Here is a 15,830-nt window from a genome sequence, read left to right as displayed (position 1 = left end):
CTTGCGCCCGCCACGTTGCGGGCGTTTTTTCGTCTGTCATGAAAATCTCACGCGTGAGCCATTGATGGCACTTTGAATTGGTTGTAGTGTGGCTCACGCGTGAGATGTTCATAACGGAGTCATTGCCATGAAAAGCCGCTCCCCCACTGTTGCGTCAGAGAGCCCAAAGGGAGAGCGCTCGAAACCGTCCGCGAAAAAACCGTCGAGCTTCTACATGAAGCAGATGCGCGCGGGCCTGGCTGCCGCCGGTTATGTGAAACACGAAACTTGGGTGCTTCCGGAAAACCGAAGCTTGCTCAAGCAGATGGAGCAACAGCTACGCCAACCGATTCTGGCTGGCTCATTCATGTCGGAGAATTACATGAGCGCAGGCAACAACTGGAACATCGATAGCCTCTTCAACGCCCTCAAGGCACTGGACGAGGTGGCTTCGCACGAGATCACACTGTCTCTGATCCAGAGCTCCGAACCCAGCATCAAGCTGGAAATGAACGAATTCGGCGGTCTGCCGATTCACATCGCCGTGGCCGGTCAGCAGATCATCGTCGACACCGTGCTGGTGGACATCGATTCGATCACTGACGTGCGCGCCTTCAACGACGCAGTGCTGCGCAGCCGGGAAATGTTCCCGCTGTCGTCGATCGGCATCGAGTCGATGCCCAACGGTCAGACCGTTTACAACATGTTTGGCGCTCTCAGCGCCGACTCGAGCCTGACCAACGTCGTCACCGAGGTGAAAACTCTGGTCGACAACGTGCAGCGCGCGAGCGAAGCCTTCGAACACTTCTTCAAGTAATCAACAGGGAATATCCAATGACTCAGTCCATCTGGAGCAAGTTGTTCACCGCTCTGCGCGGCGGCGCCAATGAAGTCGGCGAAGCGATCGTCGACCAGCAGGCCCTGCGCATCCTCGATCAGGAGATCCGCGACGCTGACACCGCGCTGTCGAACGCCCGCCGCGAGCTGGTCACCATCATGGCCAAGCACAAGCTGGCCGCCGACCGCGTGAGCGAGTACGACGCGAAGATCAAGGACCTGGAAGCCAAGGCGGTTGCCGCACTGAACGCCGGCCGCGAAGACCTGGCCATGGAAGTGGCCGAAGCGATTTCGACCCTGACCAACGACCTGACCGCCGAGAAAGCCCAGAGCGACGAATTCGGCACCTACGCCGAAAACATGCGCAAGGACATCACCAAGGCCGAGTCGCGAATCAAGAGCCTGCGCCAGCAAGTGGACATGGCCAAGGCCCGTGAAAGCGTGCAGAAGGCGCAGGTCAGCGCGTCCATCGCCAGCGGCGGCGCCAACGGCAAACTGGAAACCGCCGTCGGCACCCTGAACCGTCTGCAGGCCAAGCAGCAGCAACGCGCTGCCGAGCTGAGCGCCGCCGACGAACTGGCCGACGCTTCGACCGGCAACGACCTGGAGCGCAAACTGCGCGACGCCGGCATCACGCCGAACGAAGGCAGCGCCAATGCGATTCTTGAGCGGCTGAAACAGAAGTCCGCGCAGTAAAATCGCTCTCCTGTAGGAGCTGCCGCAGGCAGCTCCTACAGTTTTTTTGCACCCAGAATATTTGCATTGTGCCTGCTCGTTCGTCGCCCGGCCCGGTACACTAGCGACGTTTTTTTACCGACGAACACCTCCACCCGCCTCAAGGAATGTACCCATGGGATGGTTAAAAGATTTGCTGGGCACCAGCAACTGGCAGCCGGCTGCGCCCGCTCCGGTAGCCGGCGGCCCACTCGGAATGGCACAGGGCAAAGGCGTGCGATTCGATTCGACCCTGGCCTTACTGCTTGATGGCAGCACCTCGGTGCAGGTTCCGGCGGCAGAGGCAATCTGGAGCGCTGGCTGGATCGACCTTGGCCAATCCAACAAATTGCATCGCTACTACCTCAACAACGAGGATTTCTGGCTGCAGATCCACGTCACCGGTGACGACCAGATCGAGTCGGTCACCCTGTTCAACTACCTCAACTACGTGACCGTCAACAGTGACGCCGAACTCCAGCGCCTGGCCGGACCTGCAAGCCCGATCGGCCTGCCGACCTACACCCACGACGGCGTCCAGTACAGCCGCGAATGGGGCACCGAGCTGGGCCAGACCGAACTGGTCCCGCTGACCGAACACGTGGTCAATCCGGACGAGAGTTACACCATCGAACACCACTCCATGCTTTATGCGCGCGAAACCGGCCTGACCGATCGCCGCGAATTGCTGCTGTTCTCCGTCGAACAAGACGAAGAAGGCACCGTCAGCCTGAGCACCTCGCTGGGTATTTCGCTGTACACGACTGATCTGAGCACCATTTAAAAAGGAAGTTTTCCATGCTGGAAGTGCTGGCCGTTTCCCTGAACAAGACCGCGCTGGTCGGTTTCGTCGTCTACCTGATCGGCGCCGTGCTGCTGTTCATGCTGTTTCAGTTCGTCTACACGCGCATCACGCCCCACAAAGAATTTGAGCTGATCCGCTCCGGCAACATCGCTGCTGCGATCGCTTTGTCCGGCGCGATCATCGGTTTTGCGATTCCGGCCAGCAATGTCATCGCGTTTTCGGTCAACGTCCTCGATTTCGTGCTGTGGGCAGTGATTGCGGCGGTGGTGCAATTGCTCGCGTTCCTCGCCACCGGCCTGGTTCTCAAAGGCACCTCCAAGCGGATCGCCAACGGTGAAATCGCTTCGGGTATCTACGTGGCCGCAGTGGCCATCAGTGTCGGCATGCTCAATGCCGCGTGCATGACCCCGTCCAACTGATCGGCAGGAAGCCTTCGATGAAACGCAGCAAGTACGTTCAACTGTCCCTCGCCGCTTCGGTGGCGCTGGCGATTTCCGGCGAGGTTGCCGCGCAGGATCAGCAACGCTTCCAATCGGTCGAGGAGTGCGTCGGCGCCGAAGTGGCCGCCGATGTCTGCTCCAACGCCTACGTCGCGGCATTGACCGAGCACCGACGCATTGCCCCGGCCTACGCCGACAAGGCCACGTGCGACGCTGACTTCGCCGCCGACTGGTGCCAGAAGAACTCCGACGGCCGCTTCGTGCCCAAACTCGGCGGTTTCAAGGTACCGCAGAACGGCGAAACCCCGCAGGACCTGAATGCGCTTGCCAACGCGCAGATGCCTGCCGGTGAAGCAGCGGCTGCGCAGAACGCGCAAAGCACTTCCCACGCCTCTGGTGGCGGCGGCAACGGCTGGCTCACGGGCTGGCTGATCGGCAATGCGATGAGCAACAACGCCAACCGCACCGTTTACCGCGATCGCGACACGCGTCAGCCCTACAACACCTCGACGCAGTACCGCAAAATCGAATCGGCGCCGCGCAGTCAACCGGACTACGAGAGCAGCAAAAGCAAACCGGTGAACGTCGCCTCGTCGACCTCCCGTGGCGGCTTCGGCAGCCAGTCTTCCGCTCGCAGCGGTTGGGGTGGCTGGGGCAGCAGTTCCGGACGCTCGAGCAGCTGACCATGAAGAAGATCCACTGCGCCGAGCGCCCAGACTGGAAACAGACAGCCGAAAGCCTCGGCTTTCTGTTTCACACCATCGACGACGAGCCGTACTGGGACGAAAGCGCCTACTACCAGTTCACGCTCGCGCAGATCGAAAACGATCTGGAGGACCCGACCACCGAACTGCACGAGATGTGCATGGATCTGGTCGACCGCGTGGTGCACAGCGAAGAGCTGCTGGATCGCCTGAGCATCCCGGCGTCGTACTACGACATGATTCGTACTTCCTGGCTGGAAGGTCATCCGCATCTGTACGGACGCATGGACTTTTCCTACAGCGGCAATGGCCCTGCCAAACTGCTGGAGCTCAACTACGACACGCCGACCAGCCTCTATGAGGCGGCGGCGTTTCAGTGGGGTTGGCTGGAGCAATGCATCGAGCGCGGAATGTTGCCGCGCCACGCCGACCAGTTCAACAGCATCGACACCAAGCTGCATCAGGCGTTTGCCGAGTTGCAGCTCAAGCGGCCGTTCTACTTTGCGTCGATGAAAGACTCGGTCGAAGACAAGGGCACCACCGACTACTTGCGCTTGATCGCGGAAAAGGTCGGCATCGAATCCCGGCACATCGACATCGAAGACATCGGCCTGACCGCCGAGGGTCGCTTCGTCGACCTTGAGGATCGCTGGATCCCGCACCTGTTCAAGCTGCATGCCTGGGAATTTATTTTCCACGAGCCATTCGGTGCAGCAATCGCCGAAAGCGATACGCAGTTCTTCGAACCGGCATGGAAAGCGATCCTGTCGAACAAAGGTGCACTCCCACTGCTATGGGAACTGCACAAGGGCCACCCGAACCTGCTGGCGGCGCACCTTGATCCGAATCCGGCCAGTGCGGTGCCCAAGGGTTGGGTACGTAAACCGTACTTCTCCCGGGAAGGCGCCAATATCGAACTGCACACGGCAGAAGGTCTGATCGTCAAAGAAGACGGGCCCTACACCGATGCGCCATTCATCCTGCAGGAATTTGCGCCATTGCCGAAGTTCGACGACAGCTACACGCTGATCGGCTCTTGGGTGATTGGTGATCAGGCGGCGGGGATCGGCGTGCGGGAGGACAATAGTCTGATTACCAAGGATTCGAGCCGGTTTCTGCCGCACCTGATCCTCGACTGAGGCACACGCATCCGCTCCCACAAAAAAGGCCCGTCGTTTTGAACGACGGGCCTTTTTTATTCAGCGTGGATGCAGCATTCAATCAGAACGGTTGTACTCACCAAAAATCGTAAACAAGCCAGATTTTCCTTGTGAGTCAACGCATTGGTGATGAGGCACGTATCATCCGCCCAAGAAATGTAAACACAACCAAGATTTGAAGCTCTGTTGTTTACACTTTTCCCAGCCGGGCGCACGCCTAAGTCAGGACCAGAATGGCCGGATCTCCCAACCTGCAACCAGGCCAAGCTCGGCCGTGGTTCGGCCTGCTTTCCCTAAGCCGACCGTAGGCAGGGTCGACATCAACTGCTTGAACCGTACCTTCCAGTCGGAGGTGGGGTCGATTTTTTCGAGCAAAGCCTGGACGACGACTGCTCGGGCAAAAATGCGCCCTCGATCATTGTGACCGGGAAACTCACCGGCAATAGCCTTGGCGTATTTCGGCGCATCTGCGGTGATCGACGCGTTCCACAGCCTGCCATGGTGGGCGCAGACATTTCGCAGGATGGTCAGGCTTTTCAGCCAAGTCACCAACACGGACTCGTCGTACCCGAATTTGGCCGCTACAGTTTTGCGATGATCCAGGTGCAGATCACTGAACAGGCGCGAAAGCTGGCCGATGGTCATCGCCTCGAGAACCGTCCACACAGGCGGCAGGGCCGGCGTGTTGTAGTTATCGTAGTAATGCTTGATGGCCGCATTTTTTTCCGGAAGGCCCAGCACCTGTTTCATGACGTCGCGATGAGCTTTGCAATCCTTGAAGTGGATGGCGTCCATGTAGAAATGACTGCCGCAGGTCTTGTCCAGGGCCAAGGTGTTGATGATCGCTGCACGGAACGCGACCTCGATGCGATCAATCGCATCCAAGAACACGAGGCGTAGCCGGCGATCGAAGTCATAAAGCTGTAGGATGTCGTCGAACTGGACGGTGGCAAAGAACCGCTTTTGAGGGTCCTGCAGCGGCCGCATGTAGATCAGCAGGCGGTGATAGCCGATGAACTCTAGGGCGTGCAAGGCTTTGTCTCGCTGTCCGCGGGTACCTAAGCCTTTGAGTCTCAGGTGGCGCAGCAGAGCGTTGGGTGGCTTCGCAGGCTTGAGGAAATAGAGGGGGGCTTGCGGCATGCCAAAGCATCCTGCGGGGGCATGGGGGCCAGAAATAACTAACCCCCTGGTGCGCAGTACGGGACAAGTCCCGCCCGAGGCGTGGGGGCTATTCTTGGGATCAATGCTAACACGGTCCTACTGGTTGATCAAATTTGATCAATCTGCCAGGCAAAGCGAAGCCAAATCAATGGCTTCGCTTCTAATGTTTACGGTTCTGAAAAAGCTGGGTTTCAGAACGGTTGTGTATAACTATCAACTGTAAACAGCCGAAAACCTTAGATAGATCAAATGGTTGGCATGCACCACGCGGAGTAGCTACGCAATACCGTAAACACAGTCGGACTTTTTACCGGATTTGTTTACACGCGGCTCTATCGCTATATGTTACCAGCAGTGATTAGCAGTGGGACAAGCAATCAGCGTCCGACCGCTCGGGCCAAATCACAATTCGAAAATCCGACGACGACAGCGAACCGCCTGCCACATTAGCTAGGCGCTGAGTGCTGAGTGCTGAGAAATAAGCTAAGCGGTTAAGCTATGGGCAACTGATCATGCAGCACCACCGCCAAGTCGCGTCAACTCCTCCTACCTTCCCCCCTGGTGCCTTCGTTATCGAGTGGCACTAATCAGCTATTCCGTTCCATCCAAGGCGCCCTTCCCAACGGATCGGCGCCTTTTTCTTGCTCGTACAGATGGTCCATCTCCCCTGCAGCGAAATGCCAGATGCTGGCTACAGCACGTGCATCTTCGCTCGATTCGAAAACCTGATTCGGAGCATCCAAAATCGAGGCATAGAAGAAGAGGAAATGCGCGAGAACATGCACGCCAGCCTGGAGAGCGGCTTGGGCAAGCATGTACTGATCGTCAATTGAGCTTGACGAGTCTCTGACCTGGATCGCGCTGATGTAGCTTGAGTGAGCATACCCGCAGTAGTGGCTGTACATGCTCTCGAAGTATTTCTTGTGAAACCCCGCGCGGACAGCTTGATCAGTCCAGCTCCAGTCTACCCGCCACTCGCCTTTCAACACCCTTTTGCGCTGCTTCTCTGTGTAGTCACAATGGAAAAATGGGGAAGCCTGAACAACCAGTATCAGCTCATCTGCCTGGGTCTGCGTTTCAGCAACTCTCTGTCGCCCTTCAACTGTTGTTGGATGCAACCCCAGGCGGTCATTAAGCCCCGCAAGTATCCAAATCCTGTGTCGAAATCTGCGGTGATCGACATCGACGCTGCCAAAGATCCAGTTCATAGCGATGTAGGACTCAACACACGCTCGAATCACAACGATGACAGCAGAATGGTCGATGAACTGGAATACCTGCTCACGCCGATTGATGAACGCCGTGGGCTCAAGCAAGCTACGCGCTGAACACAGCTGTTTGAACAGCTTTACGGAAAGGGTCTGTAGATCAGCGATCCACTCATCGCCCTCTGTTCGAGCGAGATCAACTTGGGCATCAATCATGTCTGCCATCAAGTCGATCAACGTGTTGAAATCCGCCTCGATGCTCCTTCGGCCAATCATTCCATTGCCTCCAGATGCTTACGAAGCCGATACCGAACAGCTGCTTTTGTCAGGGCGGAGTCGAACCGAAAATCTACAACATCCACTCCATTTTCAGCACACAGTTTGCGCTTCAGCTCATCCCGTTCCACTACCCGCAAGTGAGCCTCTTCCCCACCGAAAACAGGCAGCGGCCTGAAGTGCTGCTCGCCCTGATGCTCTATCGCCAATCGCAACTCTGGCAGATAAATGTCGATACGCATCCTGCCCAGCCATTCTGGCGATGCCTCACGAAGAACTTGGCTATCGGGGAAGATCTCTCTGACGATACCGTACAGCGCTGACTCGCGCTGCCATCGACTTAAGCTCAGAACATGCATAATCTCAGCCCGAGCAGTCCTACGGTCAACCCCAAGATCGAACATCACTTGGTCGATGTAAGCTTCGAAATTTGTCTCGACGCTTGTGCCGAATCGCTCGTCCTCGGGCGACCCACGAGCAACGCAAAGATGGCACAGATCCGGCCTATAATCACACCCAGCGAGGTAATCACGCATAGCGTTCCTGCCAATACCCTCGGCATCAGAACTCGCTACAGCGGCCCTGTGAAAGAACATGGAACATTCGCACAGAAGTCGCTGGTTGGTAAGCATGTGATCGAAAGCCACAACACGGTGACCATATGCTCCGGCTTCAGGATCAAAATTGGCGATCAAGGGCTGAGAAGGGGCGGCCTGAAGAAGACGGTCAAGAACAGCTTGAATCACCTCAGTGCCAAGCTTGATGTGATTAATCCGCAGCACATGATTTGTCTGCCTCTTCAGCTCCTTTTTTTTGAGCTGATGAACTCTCGACACGCCACCGCCATAGTGAATCGGCAGAAGATCGAGACACCTCGAAGTGAGATTGACCTCATCAAAGCTGTCATGTGGCTTTGTGACTAGCGTGATCTCGGGATACCACGTCTCGTACCCAGTTTTCACAAGTACAGGTAGCGATGCGTATCGCTGCTGGAAGTACATCGAGTGAAACTTGACAGATGGCGGCTTGATCAGGACGCTCGAAAAGGATTCAGCGAAGCGCTGATGCAAGTGAGCGTCAAGAACGCGCTCGATAGCCAGAACCGGCGTCATTCCAGGCGTAGCGAGATCCTGCACAACTGGATCAACTAGGTCCATTCCGTTGAGAGCAACACCCACCATAACCTCACCCATCAGCCTTTATTTCTCGTGAACTGGCTTCAAAACTGAAATTAGCTGCCAGCCTCCAAGCGGTGTCTTCCTTACCAGGCTAAGCGTCTAATCATTGCAAATATCACTACTCCTGCGATGGCTGCGATGATTGAGGCCATCCATTCTGTTTTGCAAGTTCATCTAGGGCTTGCTGTGTATGAGCTTGCGCAGCATGAATCTGATCATGAATGTGGGGATTTACTGCTTTCATGTTGCTCGGGGCCAGAGCCCTATCTGGATTATCTGCAACTCGCTCAATGTGATGCACTTCAGCATTTTTCTGAAGCGCATTTCCGGAGACACAAGTTTCTGAGTTCTTCAGCACTTCTTGTTTGACTTTTGGCATCTCTCTACGTGCCAACGATTCCAGCTTAAGTCTGCGAACTTCAAGCTCTGGAGCATCTCGAACAGCATTGATGCATTGTTCAGAATACTTCAATTGCTCCAGCTGATATCCATCACGGGTCTCTTGAATACGGCGGCTAAGCTCTTGATTGAGATGTGGCATTTTAATGTAAAGATTTTTTCCATCTTCAATCTTCTGATCGTTGGGCAGCTCCGTTACAAATTTATTTGCGCCTGCGCTATCCGTAGCGAGCAACGTTTTGATTGCCCCACGCTCGAAAGCTACTTTTGCATCGTGAGTGAAAGCGCCCTTCTTTGTAACGGCTTTTTGAGTTCTCGCAACGTCTGACAGTTTTAAAATATCGGAAGGCTCTGGCAGCTTAACATTAAGGATTTCAGCAGATATCAGGGCCGGAACGTTATCCTCACTCATCGTCTGCGCTCTCAAATGTTATGCTCTCGTAGATCTTTTGAAGCTCTTGCATCGGACGGCTATCACCACTGAGCCTGTCACTATGAACAATCTGCGCGAGCGACTTGTACCATTTTTTAGCAAGAAGCTTGTTTTCGTACATCTCGTCAGTGATGCCAAGCCGAGCACTTCTTGCTGTACCATTTAGCTCGGTCAAGCAGAAAACGATTTCCGCTTGACGACTAACAAACGGATTGCTTTTTAAGTGAACAAGCGAAGAACGGATTGCATCAACAGCAGCAAAGAGCTTTTCATACGTATCCGCCGCTAGCTCAAAGGGGTGATAAACCTCATTGAGAACCTTGCAGATCTCTGCTTCGCTGCCCAGTCCTTTTAGAATCTCGATTGATTTTGCATCGAGGATTTCGGAAATGATTCCTTTTGATGATTCCACAACTGCTCTCTTTGTGAGTGATTGGCTTGCCTGTCAGCATGAGCCCGGAGCATCTGTGCAACAAGACCGGCACTGACAATTGTTACCAAAATCCCTTGCTGTTGAAAGCCATTCCTCCCTAGGGTCTAAACACGACACCTACCATTTCTCGACAGCCTTTTGCCAATAAATCAGACGATTTCAACACGTTCGCTTAAATGGCGGCCGCGAAAACTGAGTGCAACACCTTACCCTCCGGCAAGGTGCCGCGATGTCACATACCGAGCTCAGCATCGAAGATGCGCGCGACGATTCAAGTCGGGTAGTACCAAAATATCAGCCAGCGCGAAACAGCTCGGATGCTGGGGCGTAGTCCGTACACGATCAGCCGCAAGCTTCGCCGAAATCGATCAGTCAGGCCTACGAAGCTCAGGCCTCTGTGGGTACGCTCGTTGAGCGGGCCAGCGGGTATCTGATCCTGGTAAAAATGCACGACGCCTCCGCTACTTTGGCCATCTAAGGCTTCAGCTGTAGGTTTCTGAAATTAATGAGAAGAAAACGCCAAGCCTTTTGATCAACCGAGAGTCGGGAAAGAGATCCCTACGGGTCAGCCCGTCTTGAGAATAGGGAAGAGCATACGATCGATTTGACCACCACAATATTTTTGCTCTCACCACCCCGTATCCACGAGTTGCGCTACTTACCACAACCCGTTCCCGTCGCGTCCGCTGCAACCTGGCGCACCGAGTCACCCGTACCTTTGCGAGATAAAACTGGGTGATGACAGCAAATTGCTGAAAGAGGCAGCGAAAGACCTCCTGCTGATGCAAATGCTCAAACCGCATGACCACAAACAGCAGTCCTGAGCGCGCTTAGACTGGTCGCGCTTTTTTTGGAAATCTTTCCGACATATGATGGCACAATGCACATATTCAAATCCCAAGGAGGGGAATATGACATTCCGCCATCCCGACTACCCCCCATACATCCCAATTATTAAATGGCAGCCGGCCGAGCGCCGAGCACTCGACGAGATCGATGAGGAGCTGGTTGATTCCTTCTGGCCCTGCATCGAGGTCAGAGGTGTAACTCAGCACGCGCTGTTCCTTGCTCAGCTGCACCACTCTTGGGAAGGTTCCGCCCTTGTTGACTATGCCGACCCCACCGGGCGGCTGACGAAACACCGTCTACAGGAGTTCGAAGCCTTCTTGGTGCTGATCAGCGAGAAAGGGTATCCCATCATTCCGGTGGTCGACTCACGTGATGCGGTGGAGCTCAACCGCCAATTCGTAGAGCGGCTGGCCAATCTTGAGGCGGTGGTCATCCGACTTCGTGTCGAAGGCCTAGCCGTTGGTGCAGAGCATGTTCAGTTGGCTGATGTAGCTGCCAAAACCCTGAAGGACTTTAACGTCACCTTACGCTTGCTCGTTGATTTAGGAGCAAGTCCATCTGGTTGGAGTCAGCAAGAGATCATCTCTTTCGTGGCAGCCCTGCGAGACATGAAAGGGTGTGGCTATGAAACAGTTCACCTGGCATCGGGAGCCTACCCAGCTGACGTCACTCATGTAGCTTCAAAGGGTGAGTTCAAACGGCACGACTGGATACTTTGGAATGCGCTGAAGGCTGCCGGGCCGGACTTGCTACTAGGCTATTCAGACTATGGGATCCTTGCACCGAGTTGGACGGAAGAGATCCGGAAGAAAATAGGCAAGAAGGCGACGCTTCGCTACACCCGAAACGGCGATTGGCTGATTCTACGTGCGGATGGAAAACAGAAGCAGGACTCTATCGACCTGTCCACCATTCTGGTGAACACGTATGCAGCAGATTTCGAGGGAGCAACATTCTCCCTTGGAGATCGAATTATTGCTGATCGCGCGGATCCCAAAGTTCCAGATCACAAGAAACGGTCAAGTTGGTATCACATCCTCGAAGGGTGGATTCACCACATCGCCATCGTGATCAAGAAGCAATACTGAACAAGTCCTGAGGCGCCTCAGCGGGTGCACCTCCGCGCTTGAATAGGCACTGCCGCACTACCCCTCTGAGCTCATCAACGTCGTAGATCTCGGCCAAACGAGCTTGCAGAACGTACAGGCTCTTGCTCTTCAGCCCTTTGACGAATCCGATGCTTTCGAGCACCTGAAGGCACTCTTCTCGTTTAAGTAGCGTGGCCAGAACCTCTGCCTCTTGTCGCTTGTTAGGCTTGGCCGCACGCACCTGCTTGAACCCTGCCTCTTCATGCTCAGGGACGAGTAAGATGCCCCACCATTGCGGCAATATAGGCATAGCCTTCTTCAGGTGTCGCTCCGTCGTAACCAAGGTCACATGGTCAAAAACGCGCGCGTAACGGGAGCCCTGCCCCAGTAACCGCTTGAGCGAATCGCCTTCGCTCTTGATCTCGTAGCAGTGCATGTCGTGAACGTCGACGACATCAGCTCGAATCTCGCCGTTGCTCAGCTTGAGCTCCTCAAGGAGCAAAGTAGAGACGTCACCATGAGCACCGTCCAGGTGCTGGGCCAACGCTCTTTTGATCTGCGCCTCACGCATCATCTTGCCCTGATTGCAAATTAGTCCCTGCCGGACAGCTCACAAGTGTAATCCAACGAACTGGATCTGCCTTAATGATAAGTCACTTTACGTGATTATGCAATTATGCTATTAATTTAACATGAAATGCATAAAGCCACCTAGCCAGCTTAAGAACGAACTTCGCCAGTTTTTCGGGCGAAGCGGTCTTACTACGAGCCTAAGTATCGCCAAGGCAACAGGAATAAACCAATCTCAGATCTACAGAAATTTGTTTGGTCAACCAAAGCGCGTCACTGAAACGCTGAGGGAGCTATGCAATTATGCAAATATTTCGGTATATATCGAGCACGCTGATCCTCGCGACTCGTCGATTCTCATGGAAGCATTGGGCTTGGTATGGGATGGTTCCGAAATACACGCGAGGCGCCTGGCCGAATTGCTATTTGCACATCGCAAGGCCTGCTTGTGAAAATATCGGCCGCTGCAGTTAGCGAAAGGAGGAGCCATGGATGAAGAGTCGACCCCGGTCACTGTGAAGTCTGCATTCAGCAGCCTCAAGGCTGTTGGATACCCTCGCTCCTATATCGAAAAACTCTTGCCCGAATGGTGGGACAACAGCCTGTTCAAGACCAGCGCTGGCGCTCTTCAGTTCGCACTGATCCTCAAACAGCGACTGGGCTTGGATGCCAGCTTTGGACCGAATGGGGATTTGCAGATCCAAACTGACCCGCGTAACACGCGATTCAAGCGCCGCCGGGACACTAAAGAAGCCGAGCTTGTCGTAGCAGCCGGACTAGGCGTCGCTATCGCCAAGCTGGCGTTGTTTTGCACAAGCCCGCCTTACACACCACTGACGCGCGACCCAAAAATCTTGCGGGAGGAGATCCTTGCCGCGAATGACAAGGATTATGTGGATTTCGAGGGTATTTTGAAGCTGTGCTGGGCGCACGGGATCCCAGTGCTGTTCCTCAAGGAGTTACCGCGCGCAAGTAAGCGCATGACAGGCATGGCCTTGAGCGTGGCGGGGAGGCCCGCTATCGTTCTAGGCTATAACCATGCCGAACACGCTCGGCAGCTTTTTGTGCTTGCGCATGAACTGGGCCATATCGTCCATGAGCATATCGGTGCAGACGGCATCATAATCGATGAAGACATCTCAGGCGTGAGGGACACCCTCGTCGACTTCGAGAATCAGCGCAAGGATGTCGAGGAGCGGGAAGCAGATGGGTTTGCTCTATCGCTGATTCGCAGCGGCCACCCGAACCCAGTCGCGGCGATGGGTCGGCTTGGCTCCGCAGCAGCGATAGCGGCGAAATCCGTCGTACTAGGGCGCGAGCTGGGAATCGACCCGGGCCACCTGATTCTTTCATACGGGAAGGAACACAACGATTGGGCACGAGCGAGCCAAGCACTGGACTATAGCCCCTCGCAAGCTAGTGCAATCGACGTACTGGCCGAACATTTTCGTAATGGCGTCGACTTGAATGCGTTAAGCGTGGAGAACCAGGAGTACCTGCTGGCGATTCAAGGGTTCAATGAATGACAGCTTTGGTCCTGCTCGACAGTGATGCCGCCCGAAAGCTCTGCCAGTACCAGCTCCTCTCCGAGCTCACCAGGGCTCTGCAGTGTTCCTTCCAGAACTTTGCAGTCCTTCCGCAATTGAGATTTCAGCTGCGCCTCGCAGACCGCCAAGCCGCCATCAAGAAGCTGGGATCAGAGGAGGCATTTGCCCAGGCGCTGGACCTCGTCCAGCAAGCCAAAACCGTCGAGGTCCAGATTGAGTATTCAAACAGGTTGCTGGTACTGGACAGGCCCGACATTGACTCCGGAGAGGCAGTGCTTTTTGCCGCGCTGGTACAACACAACGATGCCCAGATGATAAGTGGTGACAAACGAGCCTTCGTTGCTTTGTCGAAGATTGACGGGGAGCCACTGCTCGACATGCTATGGGTTCGTTTCATCTGTTTGGAAGAAGCACTGCTAATAATTCTGGATAGCGAAGATTTCGACCAAGTATCGATGAAGGTGCGCGCACGCGCAGACGTCGACAAGGCGCTCAACCTTGCATTCGGAAGATCAGTGGCAGCTGAGCGCGCGTCCGTGCTGAGCGCCTTGTCCAGCTACATTAACGACCTGAAGAAAGATACGGGCAGAAAATATTTGGCCCCCTCCGAGAAGCCTCTGGTGCTTTGAAGTCTCACCCATGAGGCTGAACTGCGGGCTCTCGGGCAAAATTGCCAAGCTCTCTGGAAGAGCCTTTGATCAAAGCACAGATGACTCACCTAAGAGCCAGCGATAAAAGCGTGCTGCTGATACTTTCTCAAGATGCTCAGTGGGGGCAGGATGTGCGAACGAGAGGTCATCCATACTTTCGAACGCAGCCCGCGTCACGAATCTTCTATCGCTGAGTAGCTCACTGAATTTCAACTCCATATGGATCCATGCGGAGTCAGTCCGCACTTCATCTTCCCAAAACTTACCTTGTATCAGTGAGCTTTCAGAATCAAGAAATATGAAGTTGGATGCAGAGTCCATCATACGCTGCAAGGCGGTGGTCAAAATCATGTTAACATGTGAAGATGTGCGCATGACTTTTTCATAATCATAGTTCGAGCTGCCAGGTATCTTGCAGAATCGATCGTTGATAATTTTTAAAAGTTTCGATGAGCTACCCCAAACACAAGAGTCAACGAACACACCCATGCCTTTTGTATTTGATATGTCAATGGCGAGCTGTGTAGCTAGACTAACATCCTTGTGCGAATGCGAAATAAAAACATCGGCATTAACCTCGGGAAATAAGAGATCGATTACTTTTTTGGCATCGATCGTCACTGAGTCAACAAGATAGTCGGCCAGTTCGATCACTCTTTTCTTGTTAAGACTGAGGCTGCTAGAAACTTCTTCTTCGTCAATTGCATAACCTTCATCAAAGCGGAGTACATAACCACGATCCATAATACCATTACTCGCATTCTAAAAAATAGCTGACGCTTATTTAGAGTTAAAATCCAGGGGTTCTTGGCCGTACAAAATCCGGAGAGTTTCTGACCCAGTTTTTATAGCTTCTGTAATTCGGCGCCTCAATGATATAAGTACCATTCGGCGAAGAAACGACCGGACGCACAATTTTCAGATGCCCTTCGTCGTCAAGTTCAACATAAGGATAAAGACCCAAGAACTCCCGACCACGATAGTATTCCTTACCGTCTTGAAGTATCGGAAGAACAGCAACAGGGCCTTTCCGTCCGTCGAACCATCCAAGCTCCCAGCACATCCATAGCGACTGATCGGCTCCTTCTGTGTCCAGGAAGAGCATTGAGTCACTGACCGTCATTATTGCTCTAATATATTTTGCGTTGGCAGGGGAAACCTGGCTTCGGTCATTCATTGGGTTTTGAATCCAATCACAGAAAACCTTATACCCAAGCTCGGTGAGCAGATCATAAACTCCAAGAACTAACTCAGCATCTCTGATGGTTTGTGAAAGGAATATGTCGTAGTGCGGCTGAGGCGTTTGACTTACGCGCGATAGAATGCCTGAAGCCTCAACCCCCTCTTTCCGAGTGCGGCGATGCGCACGCGAGCGAATGTCCTTTTCGAAAATGAACAT

17 protein-coding genes and 1 pseudogene are annotated in these 15,830 nt (G+C 54.1%); 10 read left to right on the top strand and 8 right to left on the bottom strand.

The features are described 5' to 3' along the window. Positions 1-127 precede the first annotated feature (127 nt). From OC71_RS25260 to OC71_RS25235, 6 genes are all read left to right on the top strand, one after another. Positions 128-796: a YjfI family protein gene (locus OC71_RS25260; RefSeq protein ID WP_041074461.1), complete on the top strand. Its 669-nt coding sequence runs from the start codon at positions 128-130 to the stop codon at positions 794-796. 17 nt (positions 797-813) lie between these two features. Beyond that, entirely contained in the window at positions 814-1,512 is a 699-nt protein-coding gene (locus tag OC71_RS25255) for a PspA/IM30 family protein (RefSeq protein WP_041074459.1), read from the top strand. A 154-nt stretch (positions 1,513-1,666) separates the two neighbouring features. Continuing rightward, on the top strand, positions 1,667-2,314 hold the full coding sequence (locus OC71_RS25250) for a DUF2491 family protein (RefSeq protein WP_041074457.1): 648 nt from the start codon (positions 1,667-1,669) through the stop codon (positions 2,312-2,314). A gap of 14 nt (positions 2,315-2,328) precedes the next feature. Further along, positions 2,329-2,754 (top strand): DUF350 domain-containing protein, encoded by a 426-nt coding sequence (locus tag OC71_RS25245; protein WP_041074455.1) that lies wholly within the window; start codon positions 2,329-2,331, stop codon positions 2,752-2,754. Positions 2,755-2,771: 17 nt separating this feature from the next. After that, positions 2,772-3,458: a DUF1190 domain-containing protein gene (locus tag OC71_RS25240; protein ID WP_041074453.1), complete on the top strand. Its 687-nt coding sequence runs from the start codon at positions 2,772-2,774 to the stop codon at positions 3,456-3,458. 2 nt (positions 3,459-3,460) lie between these two features. Continuing rightward, on the top strand, positions 3,461-4,618 hold the full coding sequence (locus tag OC71_RS25235; RefSeq protein WP_041074451.1) for a glutathionylspermidine synthase family protein: 1,158 nt from the start codon (positions 3,461-3,463) through the stop codon (positions 4,616-4,618). Positions 4,619-4,861: 243 nt separating this feature from the next. Here OC71_RS25235 and OC71_RS25230 read toward each other — a convergent pair whose 3' ends face one another. The 5 genes from OC71_RS25230 to OC71_RS25210 form a co-directional block, all read right to left on the bottom strand. Continuing rightward, the gene (locus OC71_RS25230; protein ID WP_041074449.1) at positions 4,862-5,779 is read right to left on the bottom strand and encodes an Abi family protein; all 918 of its coding nucleotides are present in this window, start codon (positions 5,777-5,779) and stop codon (positions 4,862-4,864) included. A 608-nt stretch (positions 5,780-6,387) separates the two neighbouring features. Then, on the bottom strand, positions 6,388-7,284 hold the full coding sequence (locus OC71_RS25225; protein WP_041074447.1) for a hypothetical protein: 897 nt from the start codon (positions 7,282-7,284) through the stop codon (positions 6,388-6,390). Next, on the bottom strand, positions 7,281-8,477 hold the full coding sequence (locus tag OC71_RS25220; protein WP_041074446.1) for a hypothetical protein: 1,197 nt from the start codon (positions 8,475-8,477) through the stop codon (positions 7,281-7,283). Before OC71_RS25220 ends, OC71_RS25225 begins: the two co-directional genes overlap by 4 nt. A 103-nt stretch (positions 8,478-8,580) precedes the next feature. Continuing rightward, positions 8,581-9,273: a hypothetical protein gene (locus OC71_RS28215; RefSeq protein ID WP_152620468.1), complete on the bottom strand. Its 693-nt coding sequence runs from the start codon at positions 9,271-9,273 to the stop codon at positions 8,581-8,583. Continuing rightward, positions 9,266-9,706 carry a hypothetical protein gene (locus OC71_RS25210; RefSeq protein WP_041074442.1) on the bottom strand — a complete coding sequence of 147 codons (441 nt, stop codon included), beginning with the start codon at positions 9,704-9,706 and terminating at the stop codon, positions 9,266-9,268. Before OC71_RS25210 ends, OC71_RS28215 begins: the two co-directional genes overlap by 8 nt. Positions 9,707-9,956: 250 nt before the next feature. On the opposite strand from OC71_RS25210, the pseudogene OC71_RS27300 reads away from it, so the two are divergent. Together OC71_RS27300 and OC71_RS25205 are read left to right on the top strand one after the other, a co-directional pair. Next, positions 9,957-10,098, top strand: a pseudogene (locus tag OC71_RS27300) (helix-turn-helix domain-containing protein); the annotation flags it as partial. 540 nt (positions 10,099-10,638) lie between these two features. Next, complete coding sequence (locus OC71_RS25205) at positions 10,639-11,664, top strand: hypothetical protein (RefSeq protein ID WP_041074440.1); 1,026 nt, start codon at positions 10,639-10,641, stop codon at positions 11,662-11,664. On the opposite strand, the gene OC71_RS25200 is transcribed toward OC71_RS25205, so the two are convergent. Further along, positions 11,648-12,235, bottom strand: coding sequence for a sce7726 family protein (locus OC71_RS25200; protein WP_161794920.1), 588 nt, complete (start codon positions 12,233-12,235; stop codon positions 11,648-11,650). The genes OC71_RS25205 and OC71_RS25200 overlap by 17 nt on opposite strands. A 487-nt stretch (positions 12,236-12,722) precedes the next feature. On the opposite strand from OC71_RS25200, the gene OC71_RS25195 reads away from it, so the two are divergent. Together OC71_RS25195 and OC71_RS25190 are read left to right on the top strand one after the other, a co-directional pair. Beyond that, positions 12,723-13,760: an ImmA/IrrE family metallo-endopeptidase gene (locus OC71_RS25195; protein WP_041074437.1), complete on the top strand. Its 1,038-nt coding sequence runs from the start codon at positions 12,723-12,725 to the stop codon at positions 13,758-13,760. Continuing rightward, positions 13,757-14,410 carry a hypothetical protein gene (locus OC71_RS25190; RefSeq protein WP_041074435.1) on the top strand — a complete coding sequence of 218 codons (654 nt, stop codon included), beginning with the start codon at positions 13,757-13,759 and terminating at the stop codon, positions 14,408-14,410. The genes OC71_RS25195 and OC71_RS25190 overlap by 4 nt, the downstream gene beginning before the upstream one ends. A 69-nt stretch (positions 14,411-14,479) precedes the next feature. Here the strand turns inward: OC71_RS25190 and OC71_RS26830 are convergent, their stop codons facing one another. Further along, the gene (locus tag OC71_RS26830; RefSeq protein WP_052510621.1) at positions 14,480-15,175 is read right to left on the bottom strand and encodes a hypothetical protein; all 696 of its coding nucleotides are present in this window, start codon (positions 15,173-15,175) and stop codon (positions 14,480-14,482) included. Positions 15,176-15,221: 46 nt separating this feature from the next. Beyond that, positions 15,222-15,830, bottom strand: coding sequence for a hypothetical protein (locus OC71_RS25180; protein WP_052510620.1), 609 nt, complete (start codon positions 15,828-15,830; stop codon positions 15,222-15,224).

This window comes from Pseudomonas sp. W15Feb9B (genome assembly GCF_000828175.1).
GTDB lineage: Bacteria > Pseudomonadota > Gammaproteobacteria > Pseudomonadales > Pseudomonadaceae > Aquipseudomonas > Aquipseudomonas parakoreensis.
This window is presented reverse-complemented; position numbering and strand designations above follow the sequence as displayed.